Source organism: Colwellia sp. 20A7, assembly GCF_009832865.1.
GTDB lineage: Bacteria > Pseudomonadota > Gammaproteobacteria > Enterobacterales > Alteromonadaceae > Colwellia.
The window spans coordinates 3,697,391-3,719,990 of record NZ_CP047130.1; the positions used below are offsets into that span (position 1 = coordinate 3,697,391).

Sequence of the window (22,600 nt, forward strand, 5' to 3'; positions counted from 1 at the left end):
TCACCTATCTTAAAAGCTGTTGCGCTATGCCTGAGTTGACGTTAACTACACTGGTATTAGTACGACCATATTTTCGATTTACTTGAACTTTTAACATGTTGCAAGTAAACACTTGTGTTGAAGAAGCTAATTTCGAGTTAGGGCAATCAGCTTCTAGCATATACTTATTATTTGTAATATCGAGTTCAGGAGGATCAAACTTTTCTGAATCCCATAATATTGGCATTTCTGCTTCTATCTGTTTTATTTTTTGTATATTGTCATCTTCATCTTTAAACGTAGCAAGAGACGCTGCAAATTCATTTGTTGAACCCGGCGATACTTGATTGAAAATAATTTCATCTATCGCACTAATGGCTTCCTGGACAGCAACCACTTTATCTTCACTTGCACCTGACATTTTCATATCAGTTGTTGTATTTTGCATCAACGCTGCAGCTACAGCGGTTAATGCAACAAGAAAAACTAAAGATACAATTAACACTACACCTTGCTGTTTTCTTACTTTACCGTATTTATTTATTCTATTTATATTATTCATATAAATGACCTACTTTACTTATTTATGTTTTAGCTATTGGTTTATTCAATTCTTCAGTATTACCACATATCCATGCCAGCATTATATAAAGTCACTGTTGAGCTAAAAAGCAAGCGACGATAATTATCATTAACAGTATAAGAAAAATCACCTAATTCATAAGTATTCGTATTCGTATATTTGTTATCTTTTAGAATACTCCGCGCTAATACATATACTTTTACGGATATTATACGACTTGCGGCATTATCCCACAGTTCATCCGTCATATTTGCTGCTGGAATATAAGCATTTACAATACCATAACCGGAATCTGTAGGCTCTGTTTCCATATCAACCCCATATTCAAAACGAATTATTTCAATACCATCGATGATAGGAGCAAAAGATAGTGTATTTGCTAACCTTCCTTGCATTAATACAGGTACAGTATTACTGCCGTGTGTTTCCTCTCTAATATAGTAAATATGGTGTTGATATTCCCAAACTTGAGAACCTTCTATGTTAGGAACAACGCCCGCAGAGAAAATAACACCATTATTCATATTGCTTACTAAATAATAATTACCCACAGGTGCTGCATCACCAGCGGTTAGCGCTAATGGTGTAGAGATAACACGTTTGAGTTGTAATATATCAGAGTCAATTTTGGCATCATTTCGACACCCTGATAATATTGTTGCATTTGTTACTGTTGCCCCCCAAAGTGTTCTAAAATGCCCTACAGCTAAAGGAAATGTGCCATTATTTATACCGCCACCAATACACTCTCCAACGGGGGCAGCTAGTGTAGAGCTAATACGAGAAAGGCCAACCGAGCCTGTATAATCTCCCCAAAAATCTTGTCTAAGTAAATCATCACTTAATACGCTAATAGCAAAGCGACCATTTTCTTGTAACTCACCATAAGTGGATGTTTCACTGGTTGTGGTTCGCATACCAACAAATACACTTAATACACCTGCAAAAATAACTAAACCAATAATTAAAGCAATAAAGACTTCAACCAAACTAAAACCATATTGAGATTTAAAGCCCGCTTTAGTCATTTGATTTACACTAAGGCTTTGTTTATTTATTGTTATTTTCATGTACTAAAATCTCAACCTTATTTATTATTAGTAATATTATAGCTAGCTATATGATAAAAGCACTTATCACTACTTGGCGGCGAGTATTAGTTGCGCTGCCACACGCTTCAACATCGACCGAATCAATTGTCGCAACCTTTCCTTGCCATGTGATAACCACTTTAACTGAATTTCCTACCACAGTTAAACAGCCAATGCCTCCAACTAATCCTCCAACCTTCTTTGTATCATTGATTGCATTTGCCCCCATTAATGCTTGTTCCCAACCAAAAAGATCATGAGTAACCATTTCAGCTGGGGTACATAATGATGCTGTCGAATTACAAGTAGGCGCTGAAGTGACTTTTCCAGTTCCGTAGGGGCTATTCGCTGCATATAGTGATAATGTACTACTATTGTTACCTCGAATTCTTTCAATAATATCCTGTGCTAAACTCGATGCTAATGAACGTTGCATAGCGTCAAAACTCGATTTTTTAGCCGTAGCTTGCATAGCAACAGCTCCGAGAATACCAGTAACCATAATAACCAAGGCAACTAAAACTTCGATAAAAGTCATACCTTTATTTTTTGTATTACGATGGTATTTATCATTGATTCGTTGAGGCATCGACTTTCTCTTTATATGTTGGCTCTTCATATTACTTAATCTTTTCGTTATATGAAAAGTATATGAAAGAAAAACTGAAAAAAAAAGATTTGAAAGAGTATTTTCAGTTAGGGGGGAGTGAAAAAGTTTTTTAATAAAAATATTTTTTAACTTTGTTAACCTTCTATTTTATAGAAGTATTATCAAAGTAATTACTTTTAAAAAGATAGTAGTTAACGACAAGATCATCCAATTTATTAAGATAAAAAAAGTTAATATTAACTTTAAGAGCTAAGGGTATTGATAAATTAAAATTTGTTAAAACATTTATTATAAACAATACTTACCCTTGTTTTTTATTATCTTTATGTCCTCTTTAACAATAGATAAATAATTTATCTTGTATATGATAGCGGTTGCTACACTCAAATAAATTTAAATATAGCAACCACATTACAATGGTTAAATTATAATCAAACCAAGATTAGCGTAATTCTACGGGTACTGCAAATACAATATTCTCTTTACGACCAGGAAATTCTTTAACTTCATGGCCACCCAAGCTTTTCAATACATCAATAACTTGTGTAACAAGAATAGCCGGTGCAGAGGCTCCAGCAGTAACACCAATAGAATCGACACCTTCAAGCCATGATGTTTCAATATCATCCGCTGTATCAATTAAATAAGAAGTCGTTCCCATTTTTTCAGAAACTTCTCTTAAACGATTTGAATTAGAGCTATTTTTAGCGCCGACAACTAATAATAAATCAACTTGATCAGCAATAGCACGCACCGCATCTTGACGATTTTGTGTTGCATAACAAATATCATCCTTTCGCGGGCCTTCAATCATTGGAAATCTGGCTCTTAATGCATCAATAACATCTGAGGTATCATCAACTGATAATGTAGTTTGACTACAGTAGTATAATTTTTCGGAATTTTTGACTTCAAGCTTTGATACATCATCGACAGACTCAACAAGATATATACCTGCTGTTTCACTATCGTATTGCCCCATAGTCCCTTCAACTTCAGGGTGACCTTGATGACCAATAAGTACACATTCAATATTTTTTCTACTGACTCGTGACACTTCCATATGTACTTTCGTTACTAATGGACAAGTTGCATCAAAAACTTTTAAGTCACGTGATTTAGCTTCATTACGAACTGCCTTTGAAACGCCATGAGCACTAAAAATGACAGTACTATCATCAGGGGCCTCATGAATTTCATCAATAAAAATTGCCCCGCGATTTTTAAGACCATCTACCACAAACTTGTTATGCACGACTTCATGACGAACATAAATAGGCGCGCCAAATAGGTCTAATGCTCGATCAACAATACTAATTGCGCGGTCAACACCTGCACAAAAGCCACGGGGATTAGCTAAAATAATTTTCATACAATTCTCTGTAATTCGAAGTGCCAACTTATTATAGTATTTCAACCAAATCTATGACAAATGTAACTGGCTGGCCAGCTAATGGATGATTAAAATCAATAGTAACTGAGCTACCATTAACTTCTTTAATCATTCCAGGCAATTCACCGCCTGGCTGAGAAAACGTAATGATATTACCAACTTTCGCTGGCACTTCAGCAGAAAACTTATCAATATCCATGTAGTGAATATTGTCAGGATTCGTTTCACCAAAAGCATCAACAGCTTCAAGCGTAAATTCCTTACTACTACCTACCGGCATACCTAATAATTGTGTTTCAAAAGCCGCAGAAATACTTTGGTCACCCATAATAATCTTAGCCGGTTTATTATTAACTTTTGTACTGTCAGCAGCTGAACCATCACTTAATTTCATCGTGATGTGCACCAAAATACTAGAATTTGCTTGAATAATTTTATCAATTGTCATTATTTATCTTCTATTAAGTCTTTGTCTGAGCCAATTTAAAGCTATGCTGAATCTTCGGTTTTAGTGAAAAACGAGTCAAGGATCATTAACGCTGCACCAATAAATATCATTGAATCGGCAAAGTTAAATGCGGGAAAGTGATATCCTGACCAATGAAAATCTAAAAAGTCGATAACATAACCAAATAAAACTCTATCGATAAGATTTCCTAGCGCGCCACTTAACATTAACGCAAAAGCGATACTTAAAATAGTTTGTGATTTAGGTGTTTTAGCGAGCCAAATAATAAAGACCAGACTAGCAATAGCTGCAACGACAGTAAAGAACCAGCGTTGCCAGCCTCCTTGGCTCGCAAGAAAGCTAAAAGCAGCCCCTGGATTATGAACATAAGTCAGGTTGAAAAACGGTAATATGTTTAGCGATTCATAAAGATTAAATGACCCTACCACTAATTGTTTAGTCACTTGATCTAACACTAAACAAAGTAGCGTTAGCCAAAGCCAACGCAAACCTGAATTATTGAAAGCGGAAATAAGATTATGCATATTTTCTAACTTCACCCACGCCATCAACATTAGTAACACAGCGTTGACAAAGCTCAGGGTGTGCATCATCTACACCAACATCTTCAGTTACATGCCAACATCTTTCACATTTACTACCTTTTGCTGCTGCTACTGACAACCATAAACCTTCAACATCTGTTGAAGTCGCCTCTTCAGGCACCTGGTTAGCATCGTTAACCACTTCAACAGTTACTTTTGATGTGATTAAAACAAAACGTAACTCTTCATCTAGCTTATTCAGTTTTTCAGCTAAATCAGCCGTTGCAAACAATGTTACTTGTGCTTCTAATGCTTTACCTACGGTTTTTTCTTTACGAGCAAGTTCTAATGCGCGGTTAACTTCTGAACGAACGAGTAATAGCTCACTCCAAAAATCGTTACCTAAAGCAGCATCTGCTGGCATAGTTTCTAAACCATCAAACCAAACACCAGTAAAAACAAATTCATCACGTTCGCCACTCACAGGAGTAGGTAGTGCTTGCCAAATTTCTTGTGCAGTAAAAGATAGGATTGGTGCCATCCAAGCAGTCATCGCTTCTGCTATTAAATACATTGCTGTTTGACATGAGCGACGTGCATTCGAATCTGCTTTAGCTGTATATTGTCTATCTTTAATAATATCTAAGTAGAAACCACCAAGCTCATTAGTACAAAAATTCATTATTTTATGCGCGACTACATGAAATTCATATTCATTGTATGCGTTAATGATTTCTGTTTGTAAGTGCGCAGCTTTATCAACAACCCAGCGATCTAGTGCAACCATATCATCAAAGGCTACTGAATGCTGTGCAGGCTCAAAACCATTTAAATTAGATAATAAGAAGCGAGATGTATTACGAATTCGACGATAAGCATCAGCTTGACGTTTGAATATCTCATCACCTGCGGTGATCTCTTGCGTGTAGTTTACTGATGCAGTCCATAAACGTAAAATATCTGCGCCTAAGGTATTAGTGATTTCTTTTGGCGTGATCACATTCCCTAATGACTTAGACATTTTATGACCATTAGCATCAACAACAAACCCATGGGTAAGTACTTGCTTATAAGGTGCTTTACCATTCATAGCTACCGAAGACATCATTGATGACATAAACCAACCACGATGTTGATCTGAGCCTTCAAGGTATAAATCTGCGATACCATCAAATTCTTCGCGGGCATTAATAACAGAATAATGTGTAGTGCCTGAGTCAAACCATACATCTAAGGTATCAGGTACTTTGATGTATTCTTTAGCGTCATCACCAATAAGCTCTTCAGCTTCTAAGTCAAACCATGCTTGAATACCTTTTTCTTCCACACGTTTTGCAACAGTTTCAATTAACTCAATACTACGAGGGTGTAACGCGCCGGTATCTTGATGAATGAATAATGCCATTGGCACACCCCACGTACGTTGACGCGAAATACACCAATCTGGACGACCTTCAACCATAGATTCAATACGACGCTGACCCCAATCAGGAATCCATTGTGTTTTTTCAATTTCTTTCAGTGAATCTTGACGTAAACCTTTCTTATCCATGCTGATAAACCATTGTGGCGTTGCACGGAAAATTAACGGTGTTTTATGACGCCAGCAATGTGGATAAGAATGCTCTAACGCATGATGATGTACTAATGTGCCTTGCTCTTTTAAAGTCTCAACAACATTCGCATTCGCTTTAAATACATGTTGTCCTGCAAACAATGGAGTGTCATCTAAGTAAACACCATTTGCTCCTACAGGGTTTGCAACTTCTAAGTTGTATAATTTACCAACCACAAAATCTTCCACACCATGACCTGGTGCAGTATGTACACAACCTGTACCTGAATCGGTAGTAACATGTTCACCTAAAACAACAGGAACAGTGAAATCATAAAATGGATGTTTAAGTTGCACTAAATCTAATTCAGATCCTTTACAAAAACCTAAAGTTTGATATTTATCGATACCAAAACGATCCATACAAGAAGTCACAAGATCTGAAGCTAAAATAAAACGCTCCTTTCCTTGCTCAGTTTCACATTGTACTAAAGAGTATTCAACATCTGTATGTACTGCAACCGCACGGTTAGCGGGTAATGTCCAAGGTGTCGTTGTCCAGATAACAACAGAAACACTGCCTTCACCTTCATCGGATGATACGTCAGGTTGCTTAAATTTATCAGCAATAGTTTGATCTACTACGGTAAATTTCACATCAATTGCTGGTGATTGCTTATCTTTATATTCTACTTCAGCTTCTGCCAAAGATGATCCACAATCCGTACACCAATGTACTGGCTTGAAGCCTTGATGCAAATGACCATTTTCAGCAATTTTACCTAATGCACGAATAATGTTCGCTTCAGTGTCAAAGTCCATTGTACGATAAGGATTATCCCAATCAGCAAAAACACCTAAACGTTTGAAATCGTCACGTTGTGCATTCACCTGTTTAGCAGCGTATTCACGACATTTTTCGCGAAAAACACTAGCAGAAACCTTATGACCAGGTTTACCTACTTTTTTCTCAACCATTAGCTCAATAGGTAAACCATGACAATCCCAACCAGGCACGTAAGGTGCGTTGAAATCAGATAACGTTTTAGATTTAACAATAATATCTTTAAGAATTTTATTTACAGAGTGGCCGATATGAATATCACCATTGGCATACGGAGGGCCATCATGCAAAATGAATGATTTCTTACCTTTTTTTGCTGCACGAATTTTCCCGTACAAGTCTTTCTCAGCCCATTCTTTGAGCATATTAGGTTCACGGTTTGCCATATTGCCTTTCATTGCAAAAGTCGTTGCAGGCAAATTCAAGGTTTGTTTGTAATCACTCATTTAAATCATTATCCGATTATTAATTTTTTAAATTGTTAGGCACATATGCCTAACCTACATTATTTATTTTTTCAAACACATCTTTCGCTTGTTCACTATCAATCTTAATTTGCGCCGTTAGCGCAGCTAAGTTTTCAAACTTCATCACCTGACGAAGTTTTTTTATAATTATCACTTCAATGCACTGACCATAAATGTCATCACTAAAATTAAAAATATGTACTTCTAACTGTTCTCGAATACCATTAACCGTAGGTCTAGCGCCAATATTAGCGACACCGTTAAACATACCATCAATTGTTTTTATCTTTACCGCAAAAACGCCACTTAATGGTGAATTATGCCTTTTTAATAGAACATTCGCTGTAGGAAAGCCTAATTGTCTACCACGTTTATCACCATGAAATACTTTACCTATTATTGAATAAGGTCTTCCAAGCATGTTTTCAACGTTTACTAGATCATCTTTATCTAATGCTGCTCTAATTGCGGTACTGCTAACCCTACAATCTTCCATTTTACAACTTGCAGTATCCGTGACCTCAAAACCAAACCTTTTTCCAGCCTGTGACAACATAGTAAAATCGCCAATACGATCTTTACCGAAATGAAAGTCGTCACCTACAATTAAATGCTTTATGCCTAATTTTTCAACTAATAAATGCTCTATAAATTGCTCTGCACTTTGGTTAGCAAATTTCATATTAAAGTTAACACAGATGAGACGTTGCACACCTAACTTTGACAATAATGCATATTTGTCTCTTAAACGGCACAACCTTGCAGGCGCTTTATCCTGTGCAAATACTTCTTGAGGTTGAGGTTCAAAAACCAAAACAGCCGCAACACAATTAAGCGCCTTAGCTTTAGCCACTAATGCTGAAATAACGCGTTGGTGACCTTTGTGAACACCATCAAAATTACCTATAGTTAATACACAACCATGATCACCTGGCTGAATATTATGTATACCGCGAACTAACTGCATTATTCTTGACTTCACCTTTAAGGAACAAAAAACGAACAGCACTAATTAATACATATAAAGTTAAAAAATAAAGCACATCTTCGTTAAAAACAAGATTAAACATACTATGCAATAACGAGTTTAGAGTCTTAAATAAAAAACCTTTATATCGACTGTTTATAAAAATAAATCGCCGAATTATATATTAAAGCGCAATAATAATCAGTAGCTAAGACGCTTTATTTTTACACTTTTACTTTACTTTTATTTTCATTTCAATTTAACTTTCTACTTTAAAGTCTTTAAAACGAACACCTAAGACAAAAATCATAATAAAGTAACTTAAACAACCTGCGCTGATACAAAGTACTAGCTGTGATACTTGTTCAAAAAAACTCATATTAAGCCAAACAGCAAAATCACTTGATAATTGATAAACAACCAATGCCATTACACTCGCAGAGAAGATTAACTTTCCTATGAAAATTTTAGTGCTTTTTGATAAATGATAAACTTTTGCTTGCTTCAAACCTCGGTATAACATCCAGGCATTGAGTGTTGCTGATAAGGTTGTTGCAATGGCTAAACCGACAAAACCAAAAAATGGCGCTAGCATTAGGTTAAAAGCCATATTAGCCACCATCGCTTTTATTCCTATTTTTACCGGCGTTTTAGTATCTTGCCTAGCATAATATCCTGGTGCTAAAATTTTGATAAACATAAAGCTTAACAAACCGGATAGATAAGCAAACAAAGCCATTGATACTTGTAAAACATCTATTTGGCTAAATTCGCCTCGCATGAAAAGTACCATAATAATAGGCTGTGCCAATACCATTAGCCCTGCTAAGGCAGGCCAACCAAAAAAACTTATCACTTTAATGCCCCAATCTAGCGTAGCACTAAATTGCTTGGGATCATTATTACTGTGCAATTTTGATAAACTTGGTAAGACTACCGTGGCAATGCCAATACCAAATAAGCCCAATGGAAACTCTAACAACCTATCGGCATAGTATAACCAACTAATAGAGCCTGTTATTAGAAAACTAGCAATCAATGTATCAAGTAATAAATTAATTTGCGTAACAGAAACCCCAAACAATGCCGGTACAATCAACTTCCTGATTTTAGTAACGCCTTTGCTATGCCAAGACCAACAAGGTTTAACCAAAACACCAGCTTTATACAAAAATGGGATTTGAAATAAAAATTGAATTAAACCACCAAAAAACACCCCCCAAGCCAATGCGTAGGCTGGACTGTCTGTATATTCAGCACCATATATTGCCATTAAAATAATAACAATATTGAGTAATACTGGTGTAAATGCTGCTACAGCAAACTTACCCATTGTATTTAATACAGCTCCAGCAAGTGCGGTGAAACTAATAAACCATAAATAAGGAAATGTTATTTTTAATAAACTGGCTGCTAATTCAAACTTCTCACCACCAACACTATCAGAACCACTGTTTAGCCATTCAACAAACCAACCCCCACCAAATAAAATAACAAATAAAGGAGAGGCCAACATACCGAACAAAGTCACTAGGGTAATAATGACGCCTAAAGTCCCCGAAACTTGTGCAATTAACCGGCGCGTTTCATCAAGAGAAACATCGGGATTAGCTAACGCCCTATTGTCATTACTTGTATTGTTTTTTACCGCATTTTTTTCATCTAGAGAATGAAATTCACTTAATACTGGTACAAAAGCTTGTGCAAATGCCCCTTCAGCAAAAAGGCGCCTAAAAAAATTAGGAATTTTATTGGCGAATAAAAAAACATCAGCCATTGCTCCTGCACCCATCAAGTTAGCAATAACAACATCTCGAACTAAGCCTAAAACACGAGAAACCAAGGTCATAAAACTTACAATAGCACCTGATTTTATTAACTTTTTACTCAAAAACAAAACCCTTATAATTCATAGCAGATATAAACTTTTATCGTTCGATTAAGCTGCAAAAATAGCGAGTTACCTAGACAACAAAATAAGTAACTAAAAATAATTACTATTATGTGATGATTTTACCCATTTAAACAATGTATACTTACGACTGTTCACAACATACTTGGTTAACTAATCGTTAATAACGTTTACGTTAGTGACATATTAGTAAAACCAACAATATTCTTTTTGATTGCAGTTTAACTATTTATTAAAATTTATTGATGATTTTATTAGTTAGGCAATTAAAACATTTGACAATCAGCTAAAAAACAGGCATATTTCGTCGCCTTAAATTTAAGCTTATATATTACATACTTTAGGAGTCACCTTGGCTAACTCAAAGCAAGCTAAGAAGCGCGCAGTACAATCTGAAAAGCGCCGTCAAAATAATGCAAGTCGTCGTTCAATGATGCGTACTTTACTTAAAAAAGTAAACGCAGCTATTGAATCTGGTGACAAAGAAGTAGCAACAAAAGAACTAGCTGCTGCTACACCAATTTTAGATCGTTATGCATCTAAAGGTCTTATTCATAAAAATAAAGCAGCTCGTAGTAAGAGCCGCTTAAATGCAGCTGTTAAAGCTTTATAATTTTTATTTTATAAGTAATGCGCATTATTTTATGAAAAAATTATTACCTTATAATTAATTTAATAGATTATTATCAGGTAAACGCAAAAAACCGACTTATTGTCGGTTTTTTTATGTCTAAAATTTATGAATCTTCTAACTTTACACGCTAATTATATTTAATTTCGCTGTTCTCTTGCACTTTGAGTCTATTTTTTTTAGTCTCTTTGCCAACGAAAATGCTAAATCACCATTGAGAACGATAATGACTTTGCTAAAAAAATCACAATTAACAACAAAACTTACCAAAATAGCCGCGATAGTAATAGTTACTATCACATCGTTAAGCGCTTGTAATAATGGCGCAAATACATCAAGTAATGTAGCGGCGGAAACAGCTCCCCAATTATTACCAGGATTTGAAAAACGTCTAGATATCTATAAAGAAGTAACGCTGTCCGCTGATTTAAGCCACTTATCCGATAACCAAAAACAAATGTTAGCCTTACTAATTGATGCCTCTAAAATTATGGATGACCTCTTTTGGCAACAAGCTTTCTCACAAGATAAAAATACTTTTCTTGCCTCTATTAAAAATGAAAAAGTTCGTCGTTTCGCCGAAATAAATTATGGTCCTTGGGATAGATTAGATGGAGATAAAGTCTTTTTAACACAAAATGATGCTAAAGCTGAAGGCGCAGAGTTTTACCCAAATGGTATGGCTAAAGCTGAATTTGAAAAAACAACGTTAGCTAAAAAAGACGGTTTATATTCGATTATTGATCGTGATGATGAAGGAAAATTAATAACAGTTGCCTACTCGGAAATGTATAGCGATGAGATTAATCGCGCTGCAGCAATTTTAGAAAAAGCAGCCACTTTAGCTGATGATAAAGAGTTTGCAAATTATCTAACAATGCGAGCAGAGGCACTGAGAACTGATGAATATCAGGCTTCAGATTTTGCTTGGATGGATATGAAGAACAACCCGATAGATGTCGTTATTGGTCCAATAGAGAACTATGAAGACCAATTATACGGTTACCGTGCTGCATTTGAATCATACGTATTAATTAAAGATTTAACGTGGAGCGAAAAACTCGCTAAATATGCACAATATTTACCTGAACTACAAAAAGAATTACCTGTATCAAATAAATTTAAAGCCGAAGTACCTGGCTCTGATGCCGATTTAAATGCTTACGATGTAATATATTATGCTGGCCATTCAAACGCTGGTAGCAAAACCATCGCAATTAATTTACCTAATGACGAACAAGTTCAGCTGAAAAAAGGAACTCGTCGTTTACAGCTGAAAAATGCGATGCGTGCCAAGTTTGATACTATTATGCTCCCTATCGCTGATACCTTAATTGTACCTGAGCAACGTAAAAATGTTACTTTCACAGGCTTCTTTGCTAACACCATGTTTCATGAAGTTGCTCATGGTTTAGGTATCAAAAACACCATAAACGACAAAGGTACTGTACGCCAATCATTAAAAGAACATGCTAGTGCATTAGAAGAAGGTAAAGCAGATATTTTAGGCTTATACATGATACGCCAGCTGTTAGATAAAGGCGTTATTACCGAAGGTAAGCTTGAAGAGTACTACACGACCTTTATGGCTGGCATATTTCGCTCAGTGCGCTTTGGCGCAAGTTCAGCACACGGCAAGGCAAATATGGTTCGCTTTAACTACTTCCAAGAGCAAGGCGCTTTCAGCCGTAATGAACAAGGTTTATATAGCGTGAACATAGATAAAATGAGCGATGCGATTAACTCTTTATCTAAGCTTATTTTAACTTTGCAAGGCACAGGCGATTATCAAGGTGTTGAGCAATTAGTTGTGACTAAAGGTGTTATTAGTGAAACGTTAGCGGCAGATTTAGCTCGCTTAGAAAGTGCTAAAATCCCTGTTGACATAGTCTTTAAACAAGGTAAAAAAGTACTGGGGTTATAGTACTTTTCTTTAGTTAACAGTATAAATGCTGGCCTAATATTACTATAAATAATAGGCCAACAAGATTAAATAATGTTAGTAATTTAACAACTTAACTTATGTACCTATATGTTTTTCTAAGAAAGAAAGTATTTTCTTATTTACTTCCAAAATATTAGCTTCATTATAAAAACCATGACCTTCTTTATCTTTTACTAACCACTCATAAGGGTGTTTATGTTCATCAAGCGCTTTTTTTAATTTCTCTGCATGCTCAATAGGTGCTCTTTGATCATCTTCACCATGAATAATTAGTACTGGCGCTTTTAATTTATCTATGTGGTATACAGGCGAGTTCTCACGTTGTTGCTCTACATCAGTACCTAATGTTGTATCTAAGTATGCTCCACCCCATTTAAGCGACGTTATATCCCCTTCTTTGTATAACATTGGCAAGTCATATACACCGGCATAACCTATAGCACACTTAAATAACTCAGGCGTTCTAACTGCACTTTGTAAAGCACTATAGCCACCAAAGCTTGTACCAAAAATACAAACTCTATTTTTATCAGTAATACCTTCTTGAACCGCATAATTGAGTGCTAGTAAAATATCATCTTGAATTTTGGTTCCCCAATTTGTATAACCAGCTTCCATAAAGGCTTTACCATAGCCTTCAGAACCACGAAAATTAACTTGTACAACAACATACCCTGCATTAGCTAACATCTGTACCTGTGGGTCATATCCCCAATAATCTCTCGCATGTGGGCCGCCATGAGGAAGAACAACGGTAGGCAGGTTTTTGGTTTTATTTTTAGGTAAGGTTAAGAAGCCATTTAACGTTAGTCCGTCAGGCGTTTTTATTCTGAAAGGCTCTACCGGTGACATTTCTTCAGGTTTAATCCAAGAAGCACTCTTAAATAAATGCTTTGCTGCCATCGTTTTAGTATTGAAGGAATAAAAAGAGCCGGGGTTTCTATCACTATTAACTTTAACGATAATAGTATTACCATCTCTTGTTTTACTTGTGATAGCAATCTTACTTCCTTTAAAAGCACCATATAATGCTTTATGTATTTTCGCTTCCTCGTTATCATCATCTAGGTAAATATAACTCGGATAATCTTCATCTAAACGTAAACCAAAGACACTATTCACATTCGATTGAATGACATGGGTGGGATCAACAAGCTTACTTTTATAAAGCAACTTTTCTTCTTTTGTTGCAAGGTTATATTTATATAATCCTTTTGCTTCACTATTTTCAGCTTTTAATGCATAAACACTTTCATTATCTGGTGAAAAAGAAATCGGTGTAAATTCACCGTTAAAATCTTCACCAAACGCTTGCCATTCACTATCTCTATCTTTTGAATAAAAAAGCTTAACGTTGTAGTCATTATCAACCCCAGCAACAAAGCGTGGTTGACCATCATTATCAACAAGGAATTTACTATAAGGAATAGGGGCAGTTTTCAGGCGGTTTTCTTTACCTGAATATACATTTAACTTAACAACCTGAGGAAGCACATCAGATTTACGTGATAGAAGTTGCTTTGAAATTAAGACACTTTTATCATCCTCCTCCAAAATATCAATTAGAAAACCTGCATGACCTGATAAAACAATACCGGCTTTTGAGCGGTAACCAAAAATCATTTGCCCTTTTCGACCGTCATAATTAATCGCGTAGAGTTCACCTAAGTTAATAGGCTCTTCTAACGAACCGCGTAACTGCTCTAGTTGGATGATTACACGTTCATTGTTGACCCAGTAATAATCAGCAGCTTGGTTTTTTCCTCCAGAATTAAGTATATATGTTACTTCGTACGTTTTAGCATCTAAAAAGACCAAGCTTTTATCACCATCAACATTAACTGATGCGGCTAAATACTTACCATCTGGGGATATTTTCATATCATAATATTCTAAATGGCGAGAAAAGTTTTCTAATGTAGCGGCGCGAGTCTGAGTCGTATATATATAGCACCCTATAAGTAGAGTAATAATGATGTAGCTCGAAAGTTTATTTAATTTTTTAATGTATATATTAGCCATAATATTTTGTGTTTCACTCCCTAAATTTTACTATTCCAAATCAAAACCATTAGTCCGGTTTCGTAAATCAATTATCTTTATTCAAAGGTATATTAAAAAAAAGTGATACCAAATAAAAGCTTATATCACGTTAAATATCAAAAAAATCAATAATACAGACCTATTTAAAGGTTTATAGACTAAATGGAATCATTAATAGTATTGAACGTTTGGCGTTAAGAAGAATAGTGCGTAGTAATAAAAAGAAATAAGCCAATCAAGTGATTGGCTTATTTTGAGAAGATATTGCGTCGACTAGCTATTTAACACTAACTCGAGCAAATTTTCGTTTACCAACTTGGTATATCGCATTGCTACCGGTGACGATCACTAAATTTCTATCAGTAATTTTTTCACCATCTATTTTTGCCGCCCCTTGCTTAATCATACGATAAGCATCAGAAGTACTGCCGACTAAGTTAGCCTCTTTTAATAAGTTAGCTATAGCGATTTCACCACCTTCAACAACCAATTCAAGCTCTGGTATTTCATCTGGCATTGCACCTTTTTGAAAACGATTAATAAACTCTTGATGCGCGGCTTCTGCTGCTGCTTCATCATGAAAACGAGTGATTAATTCTTTTGCCAAATCAATTTTAACATCACGTGGATTTTTACCTTGCTCGATTTCAGTTTTATAGCCTTCAATTTCAGCTAAAGGCTTAAAACTCAATAGCTCATAATAACGCCACATAAGTACATCTGAAATTGACATGATTTTACCAAACATATCTGATGGACTATCAGTAATACCAATGTAATTTCCTAATGACTTAGACATTTTTTGCACACCGTCTAAACCTTCAAGTAAAGGCATCATTAATACAGTTTGTGGACGTTGCCCTTCCGACTTTTGTAATTCACGCCCCATCAATAAGTTAAACTTTTGATCTGTGCCGCCTAACTCAACATCCGCTTCAAGTGCCACTGAATCCCAGCCTTGCACAAGTGGGTACATAAATTCATGTATGGCAATAGCTTGACCGTTTGCATAACGCTTTTTAAAGTCATCACGTTCCATCATGCGAGCAACTGTTTGACGAGAAGCCAACTGTAGCATTCCTGCAGCGCCTAATTTTTCCATCCAAGTAGAGTTAAATGCCACAGTGGTTTTAGCTGGGTCTAAGATTTTAAACACTTGCTCTTTATAAGTTTCGGCGTTGGCTAATACATCTTCTTTAGTGAGTGGCTTACGGGTAACATTTTTACCCGTTGGATCACCGATCATGCCAGTGAAATCACCGATAAGAAAAATAACCTCATGACCTAACTGTTGAAATTGACGCAACTTATTAATTAAAACAGTGTGACCCAAATGTAGATCTGGTGCAGTAGGATCAAACCCTGCTTTAATTTTTAACGGCTTACCTGTTTTAAGTTTTGTTAATAACTCTTCTTCTACTAATATTTCTTCTGAACCGCGCTTCAATTCTGCAAACGCTTGACTTACATCCGTCATTTTTAGCTCCATTGGCTAGCTATATATTTATTTCAATGGCTGAATTCTACTCATTTTATCTTATACATAACAGTATAAAAATCGATGTAGCCATTTTTTGTAACAACTTTTATAAGAATTTTTCTGAAAACTTTACTAAAAACTTTGATATAGTTCGAGACGATACTAATTTGATTCAATTTTCCCCGTTCCACGTAAATCAAATTATTATGACTTAGCGACAGTTGTCGTATTTTTATTACCCATATAAAGTAAATACATATCTCCGTGAATAAACAACAAATAATACAACGACAATTAAAAACGCTTCATAAAGTTTTTCTTAGCTTACTAACAAACTTCCAACAATTACCCAAAAGACATCGTGCTATAATTATTGGAATATCAATACTAACTTTATTCATAATACTACTGCCAAGTGAGCATGAGTTAACAAACAATAAAAACCATAAGCAAGGCCTAGAAGTTGGTAAACGCTATCAAGTTGCAATCCCCGAAAAATCTTCCATTGACCGACTTCCTGCGACGCCTGTTGAAATAGAAATTCCAGCGACTGTCGTATCACAAGACAGTCAGCTAATTGATGAAAGCGAGATCTCCACAACAGTAAATTCAGAGCAACAAAGTAAAATGTCTTGGCAAAGTGCCGAAGTTCGCAGCGGAGATTCTTTAGCTAGAATATTTAAACGTTTAGGATTTAGTGCACAAGATACTTATGCGGTTAGTAGCGCTAAAGGAAAAGACAGCAAACTACTACTTAAGATGAATGTCGGCGATACCCTTCGTATTGCGACAAATAAAGAACAGAAAATAACAGCACTTGAATACCCTTTATCAAAAACAGACACTTTGTATATCAATCTTGTCGGTGATAGCTATCAATCACATAAAGAAAGTAAACCTGTTGATATTACTCAAGATTATGCACATGGAACAATTAATTCAAATTTTTGGAATGCAGGAACAGTTGCAGGCTTAAGCGATAGACAAATTATTGAACTTGCTAACATTTTTGGTTGGGATATAGATTTTGCTTTAGATATACGAGCTGGCGATAGTTTTCATGTGATTTATGAGAAAAAATATATTGAAGGTGAATATATTGGTACTGGTAATATTTTAGCTGCCGAATTTATCAACCAAAAAGACCCTTTTCAAGCCGTAAGATTTACTGATGGTGAATATTATACCTCTGATGGTAAAAGTATGCGTAAGGCCTTTTTACGCGCCCCTGTAAACTTTAAATATATCAGCTCTAGCTTTGCCCCTAAACGTTTTCATCCAGTACAAAAACGTTGGAAAGCACACAGAGGAGTTGATTATGCAGCTAAAACAGGTACTCCAGTAGTAGCAGCAGGCAATGGTAAAGTTACTCATTCAACTTATAACAAATACAATGGTAATTATGTTTTTATCCAGCATGGTAATGGCATAGTAACTAAGTATTTACATTTTTCAAAACGAGCGGTTAAAAAAGGTCAACGTGTTAAACAAGGGCAAGTTATTGGTTATGTAGGCGCAACAGGATTAGCTGCAGGTCCTCACTTACATTATGAATTTTTGCTTAATGGTGTACATCGCAACCCTAGAACGGTAAAACTGCCTGATTCAAAACCAATCGATACAAAGTATAAAACTGAATTTACCGCAATATCTAAAAAACGTTTAAAAGAGCTAGCCGATTCAAAACGTATCGTGTTATCAATGAGTCTTGCTGAGGAAAATACACCTAAAAATGACGATTAATACAAATTCAGGTAATTCAAACGCGCCTACCTATTATATTGGTTTAATGTCAGGCACGAGTGCTGATGGCATTGATTTGGCCTTAGTGTCCTTTGACCAAAATCATCAACTTCAACATCACGCCAGTTATTATCAAGCCTATAGTAGTGAGACTGCTGAAAAAATTCAGTCACTTTATAACCCTGGTAATAATGAGATTGATCGCACCTTTGCTTTAGATGTCGAGTTAGCAAGACTTTTTGCCGCTACAATTAACGCTTTTTTACTACAGCAACAGCTAGATTATTCTGACATTATTGCCATTGGTAACCATGGCCAAACTGTCCGTCATAGACCATTAATAACCCACCCATTTACTTTACAAATTGGCTGCAATCAAACATTAGCAACCTTAACGAATATTCGTGTCATTGGGCAGTTTCGCCGAAAAGATATGGCATTAGGTGGACAAGGTGCTCCATTAGTACCGGCTTTTCATCAAACAATTTTTAGTGAGAATAATAACAATGACAGTAATGCTGATGTTTTTGTCGTTAATATTGGCGGTATAGCTAACCTCACCTTCTTGCCAGCAACGGATAAACAAGATATTTGCGGTTATGATTCAGGTCCTGGCAATGCATTGATGGATGACTGGTTTAGCTTACACAACCCTGATAGTAAAACTAAGTATGACGAGAATGGTAATTGGGCCAAAAAAGGGCAAATTGATGATGAATTATTAGCGCTATTTTTATCTGACAACTATTTCCAACTTCCTCACCCGAAAAGTACAGGTCGAGAATATTTCCATTTATCATGGCTAAAGAGTCAACTAGCTCAGTTCTCTCACGTTAGCAATGAAGATGTGCAAGCAACACTTACCGCGTTAACAGCGATAACTATTGTTGATGCAATTAAGCAGCACAGCCCTAATAATGAAGCTACTACTAAAATATACCTTTGTGGCGGCGGCGCGCATAATGAAATTTTAAAAAGTAAAATAAATCAACAACTAGAACTACACTACAAAAATTACGAACTTCTTCTTACTAATCAAAAAGATATTGATGGTGATCAATTAGAAGCGATAGCCTTTGCTTGGTTAGCCTTTGCTTATGACAAAAAGTTATTAAGCAGCATGTCAACGGTAACGGGGGCTAGCAAATGTTGCACCCTTGGTAATGAGTATTTACCTTAACATTCACTAGTAAAGATCAATATTACCTCTATAATGAATTCCAAAGAGTACAAAAATCAAACCAAAGTTGTTTAATTATAATACGGTAACCGTATTTGTTTTCGATTGAAAAACATACAAACCGAACTAAGTATTAATTACGTCGTCTAAATATAAATAGAAGTACTAGCATCTTAAACATTAGGAGGTAGGAAGGTTATGGAATTTAACGAGATACATATTGGTATGAAATGCGGCAGTAAAAAAGGTAGCGGCACCGTCACTTGGATAGATGGAGCAACTAGAACAATCTACATGGCTGACACTTATGATAACAATAATTTTCAAGTAGAATTTGAAGAAATTATTGAAGATCCACAAGCTCACAATAAAGGAGATACCTTTTATTAAGCTTGCCTGATTACAGTGTTAGACCAATAAAGCCAGCACAAACCAAACGTTCAAAAAACTAAAGCCCATAAAATTTATATATTTTATGGGCTTTTTTTATCCATTTAGCACAAGCTTATCTTTAATCTTTAGGTAGGCTCACAGGTAATACTCCTAATGCTTTTTGCTTACCTAACATAATAGCAATACTCGTCTGATAACCGGGGCTGTATGCTATGTCATTACTCTTGTTATAAATTCTATCGTCAAATGTCACTAGAATAGAGTCTGCTAGTTTAGTATAAGGGTTTAATAAGTAAGGTGACCCTTTAGCAATCAACATACTCGTTACTTTTCGTTGCTTAGCTTGTTGTAACTGGTAAGCCAGTAACTGCTCATAACTCACATTACCTTGTTTATTAGCAATATACGCTTGAGTTAATACATCTTCTGCGCCACCAATATCAACTGCGCTCGCTATCTTAGTATCAACTGTTGCAATAATAAGATCAGCTTTAGCTAATTTACCACCTTGATGTATTTGTGATTGTGCATCACGCTCGGCGACCACTGTCGCGCTAATTTGTGGCGGTAATTGATTTAAGCTTTGCCAATGAAAAATGATCGCGGCTTTTAAAGCGCGAAACTCTTGCCAATTCAGTACAAATAAATGAATACGTAAAATGCGTTTAACATCCATCGGTAACTTATCTTGATTATTAGTCAATAACACCACAGCGTTATCTGCTAAGGCTTGTTCAAGCAATAAATTTTGCTCTTGTGCTATATACTGCTCTGCTAACGTAACTCTCTTATCTAGAGACATTTCTGGTAGCATTATATATTTTCTTTTATAGCTATTTATTCTCTGAACAGACTGTGTAATTTCTGCTATTGAAAATTCATCTTTATTGATTTTCTGTTGTAACGCTTCAGCAACAGCCTTAACAAATAATTTGAATTTATTAATGTCTTCAACTTTTCTTATTTTAAACGGCATTACCGCTAAATCAGCGCCTGCAACAAAGGTTTCGACCACCGCGGTCACCTCATTAAAATAATGAGAAATACCAGCCATATCCAGTGCATCTGTCGCAATAATACCGTCATATCCCATGTTATTTCTTAACAAACCAGTCAGTATTTTTCGAGACATTGTTGCTGGTCGAATAATTTTTTCGCCTTTAAGATTTGCAATCGTTGAATCATCTAATGTCGGGTATTGTATATGTGCAGTCATGATCATCGCAGGATCACTGTGCTTAATTGCCCACTTAAATGGCGCTAAATCTTTACTTTCTATCGTCGCTAAATCATGCTCAACAAGTGGCAATCCTAAATGACTATCAACATGAGTATCACCGTGGCCAGGAAAATGTTTGAGCGTAGCCATTACCCCTTGGCTTTGAAAGCCATTAACAGCTGCTGCGCCTAACTCAGCAACAAGCTGCGGCTCTTCACCAAAAGAGCGAGTGTTAATCACAGGGTTCATCGCATTAGTATTCACATCAACAACAGGCGCATAGTTGTTGTTAATTCCTAATAACATTAATTCCTTCGCGATAATAGTACTCGTTGCAGTAGCAAAATCGATACCTTTGGCTTGATAAGTAGCACCTATAGCCATATTACCGGCGAACGATGTAGCTTGAGGTAAACGCACTACCCTGCCACCTTCTTGATCAATAGAGATAATTAACGGTTGTTTTGAATCAGATTTAATAGCTGCTGTTTGCAAGTCATGCGTTAACTGAATAATTTGTTTTGTTGTTGATAAGTTTTCAGCAAAAAGTACTACGCTACCAATACCCGTTGCTGTAATGACATCAGCTAAGGCTTTCGGTAGTTCAGTCACTGGCTCTAAGCAACGCCCGGTAGTATTCGTTAGTTTTTCTGAGCAAAAATAACGGATATCAAGTGCCATTTTAGCTGCTAATTGTTTTTCAAAGTCAGAAAGTTGTATTGAATAATTACTTTTGGCTGTCATAGGGGAGTTCGATGTTTTATTAACGGATAGTTGGCTAGCTGCATTACTAGGTAAAGCATAAGATTTACCTGAGAGTAAGCAGCTGGAAAAAAAGTAAAAAACAAATAATGATCCGTTTTTTATCACCTTGTTTATCACTTAACTAAAGCCAAAACATTATGTACTAAACGGTTAATACCTGATGCGGCTTCACTTATTGAAGTAGCGAGCATGTAAGCAGGCGTTGTTACTAGCTTATGCGTTTGATCAATAACAATATCGTCAACGCTACAATTTTTATGTATCAGCCCTTTGGCAGTAATTAACGATGCGGTATCTCTATCAGTACCAATAGTTCCTTGTACCCCTTTAGGGTAAATTAATGGCAACATAGCCGGAGCAATACACATATAACCAGCAGGTTTTTCTGCTTTTGCAAATGCTTGGCAAGCAGATAACACTTGGTCGTTTACTTGATAATTATCGCCATCAAGTGCAAAATTACATAAGTTTTTTGCAACACCAAAACCACCAGGCACAATAATAGCATCGAAGTCTTGTACTCGTAATTCGCATAGGTCGTCAACATTACCACGTACCATACGAGCAGACTCAACTAACACATTACGACTCTCATTCTCACTCACTTCACCCGTTAAATGATTAATCACATGATGCTGCTCAATATTAGGTGCAAAACAGCAATAACTTGCATTATTTTGCTCAATAGCTAATAACGTAAGTACTGTTTCATTAATTTCACTACCATCGTAAACACCACAACCACTTAAAATTACTGCGACTTTTTTCATTTTTTATCCTTATCACTGAGGGCCTAATATTGAGATT

18 protein-coding genes are annotated in these 22,600 nt (G+C 35.9%); 5 read left to right on the forward strand and 13 right to left on the reverse strand.

From position 1 onward, the window contains the following. Positions 1-4: 4 nt before the first annotated feature. The 9 genes from GQS55_RS15885 to murJ all read right to left on the reverse strand — a co-directional run bounded on the left by GQS55_RS15885 (position 5) and on the right by murJ (position 10,373). Positions 5-541, reverse strand: coding sequence for a PilX N-terminal domain-containing pilus assembly protein (locus GQS55_RS15885; protein ID WP_159821420.1), 537 nt, complete (start codon positions 539-541; stop codon positions 5-7). A gap of 59 nt (positions 542-600) precedes the next feature. Then, positions 601-1,632, reverse strand: a complete 1,032-nt coding sequence (locus GQS55_RS15890) for a PilW family protein (protein ID WP_159821421.1) — start codon at positions 1,630-1,632, stop codon at positions 601-603. A gap of 46 nt (positions 1,633-1,678) precedes the next feature. After that, positions 1,679-2,242, reverse strand: coding sequence for a type IV pilus modification protein PilV (gene pilV / locus GQS55_RS15895; protein WP_159821422.1), 564 nt, complete (start codon positions 2,240-2,242; stop codon positions 1,679-1,681). Positions 2,243-2,705: 463 nt separating this feature from the next. Next, positions 2,706-3,635, reverse strand: coding sequence for a 4-hydroxy-3-methylbut-2-enyl diphosphate reductase (ispH, locus tag GQS55_RS15900; protein WP_159821423.1), 930 nt, complete (start codon positions 3,633-3,635; stop codon positions 2,706-2,708). Between the two features lie 31 nt (positions 3,636-3,666). Further along, on the reverse strand, positions 3,667-4,104 hold the full coding sequence (gene fkpB / locus GQS55_RS15905) for an FKBP-type peptidyl-prolyl cis-trans isomerase (RefSeq protein ID WP_159821424.1): 438 nt from the start codon (positions 4,102-4,104) through the stop codon (positions 3,667-3,669). Between the two features lie 41 nt (positions 4,105-4,145). Next, positions 4,146-4,649: a signal peptidase II gene (lspA, locus tag GQS55_RS15910; RefSeq protein WP_159821425.1), complete on the reverse strand. Its 504-nt coding sequence runs from the start codon at positions 4,647-4,649 to the stop codon at positions 4,146-4,148. Next, complete coding sequence (gene ileS, locus GQS55_RS15915; RefSeq protein WP_159821426.1) at positions 4,642-7,494, reverse strand: isoleucine--tRNA ligase; 2,853 nt, start codon at positions 7,492-7,494, stop codon at positions 4,642-4,644. Before ileS ends, lspA begins: the two co-directional genes overlap by 8 nt. A gap of 49 nt (positions 7,495-7,543) precedes the next feature. Further along, a complete protein-coding gene (ribF, locus tag GQS55_RS15920) occupies positions 7,544-8,482 on the reverse strand; it encodes a bifunctional riboflavin kinase/FAD synthetase (protein WP_159821427.1) in 939 nt (312 codons plus the stop codon). A 259-nt stretch (positions 8,483-8,741) separates the two neighbouring features. Further along, positions 8,742-10,373 carry a murein biosynthesis integral membrane protein MurJ gene (gene murJ, locus GQS55_RS15925; protein WP_159821428.1) on the reverse strand — a complete coding sequence of 544 codons (1,632 nt, stop codon included), beginning with the start codon at positions 10,371-10,373 and terminating at the stop codon, positions 8,742-8,744. Between the two features lie 373 nt (positions 10,374-10,746). Here murJ and rpsT point away from each other — a divergent pair, with 373 nt between their 5' ends. Beyond that, complete coding sequence (rpsT, locus tag GQS55_RS15930) at positions 10,747-11,007, forward strand: 30S ribosomal protein S20 (protein WP_159821429.1); 261 nt, start codon at positions 10,747-10,749, stop codon at positions 11,005-11,007. Positions 11,008-11,251: 244 nt separating this feature from the next. Further along, the gene (locus tag GQS55_RS15935; protein WP_159821430.1) at positions 11,252-12,949 is read left to right on the forward strand and encodes a dipeptidyl-peptidase 3 family protein; all 1,698 of its coding nucleotides are present in this window, start codon (positions 11,252-11,254) and stop codon (positions 12,947-12,949) included. 96 nt (positions 12,950-13,045) lie between these two features. On the opposite strand, the gene GQS55_RS15940 is transcribed toward GQS55_RS15935, so the two are convergent. Beyond that, the gene (locus tag GQS55_RS15940) at positions 13,046-14,851 is read right to left on the reverse strand and encodes an alpha/beta hydrolase family protein (protein WP_236559671.1); all 1,806 of its coding nucleotides are present in this window, start codon (positions 14,849-14,851) and stop codon (positions 13,046-13,048) included. A 439-nt stretch (positions 14,852-15,290) separates the two neighbouring features. Further along, positions 15,291-16,490, reverse strand: coding sequence for a tyrosine--tRNA ligase (tyrS, locus tag GQS55_RS15945; RefSeq protein WP_159821432.1), 1,200 nt, complete (start codon positions 16,488-16,490; stop codon positions 15,291-15,293). Between the two features lie 267 nt (positions 16,491-16,757). On the opposite strand from tyrS, the gene GQS55_RS15950 reads away from it, so the two are divergent. The 3 genes from GQS55_RS15950 (at position 16,758) to GQS55_RS15960 (ending at position 19,806) form a co-directional block, all read left to right on the forward strand. Further along, on the forward strand, positions 16,758-18,236 hold the full coding sequence (locus tag GQS55_RS15950; protein ID WP_236559672.1) for an OapA family protein: 1,479 nt from the start codon (positions 16,758-16,760) through the stop codon (positions 18,234-18,236). Continuing rightward, positions 18,226-19,416, forward strand: coding sequence for an anhydro-N-acetylmuramic acid kinase (locus tag GQS55_RS15955; protein ID WP_159821433.1), 1,191 nt, complete (start codon positions 18,226-18,228; stop codon positions 19,414-19,416). The genes GQS55_RS15950 and GQS55_RS15955 overlap by 11 nt, the downstream gene beginning before the upstream one ends. A gap of 198 nt (positions 19,417-19,614) precedes the next feature. Beyond that, positions 19,615-19,806, forward strand: a complete 192-nt coding sequence (locus GQS55_RS15960) for a hypothetical protein (protein WP_159821434.1) — start codon at positions 19,615-19,617, stop codon at positions 19,804-19,806. A 121-nt stretch (positions 19,807-19,927) separates the two neighbouring features. Here the strand turns inward: GQS55_RS15960 and GQS55_RS15965 are convergent, their stop codons facing one another. Then, positions 19,928-21,772 (reverse strand): glycoside hydrolase family 3 protein, encoded by a 1,845-nt coding sequence (locus GQS55_RS15965; protein WP_159821435.1) that lies wholly within the window; start codon positions 21,770-21,772, stop codon positions 19,928-19,930. A gap of 134 nt (positions 21,773-21,906) precedes the next feature. Next, complete coding sequence (gene elbB, locus GQS55_RS15970; RefSeq protein ID WP_159821436.1) at positions 21,907-22,563, reverse strand: isoprenoid biosynthesis glyoxalase ElbB; 657 nt, start codon at positions 22,561-22,563, stop codon at positions 21,907-21,909. Between the last annotated feature and the right edge of the window lie 37 nt (positions 22,564-22,600).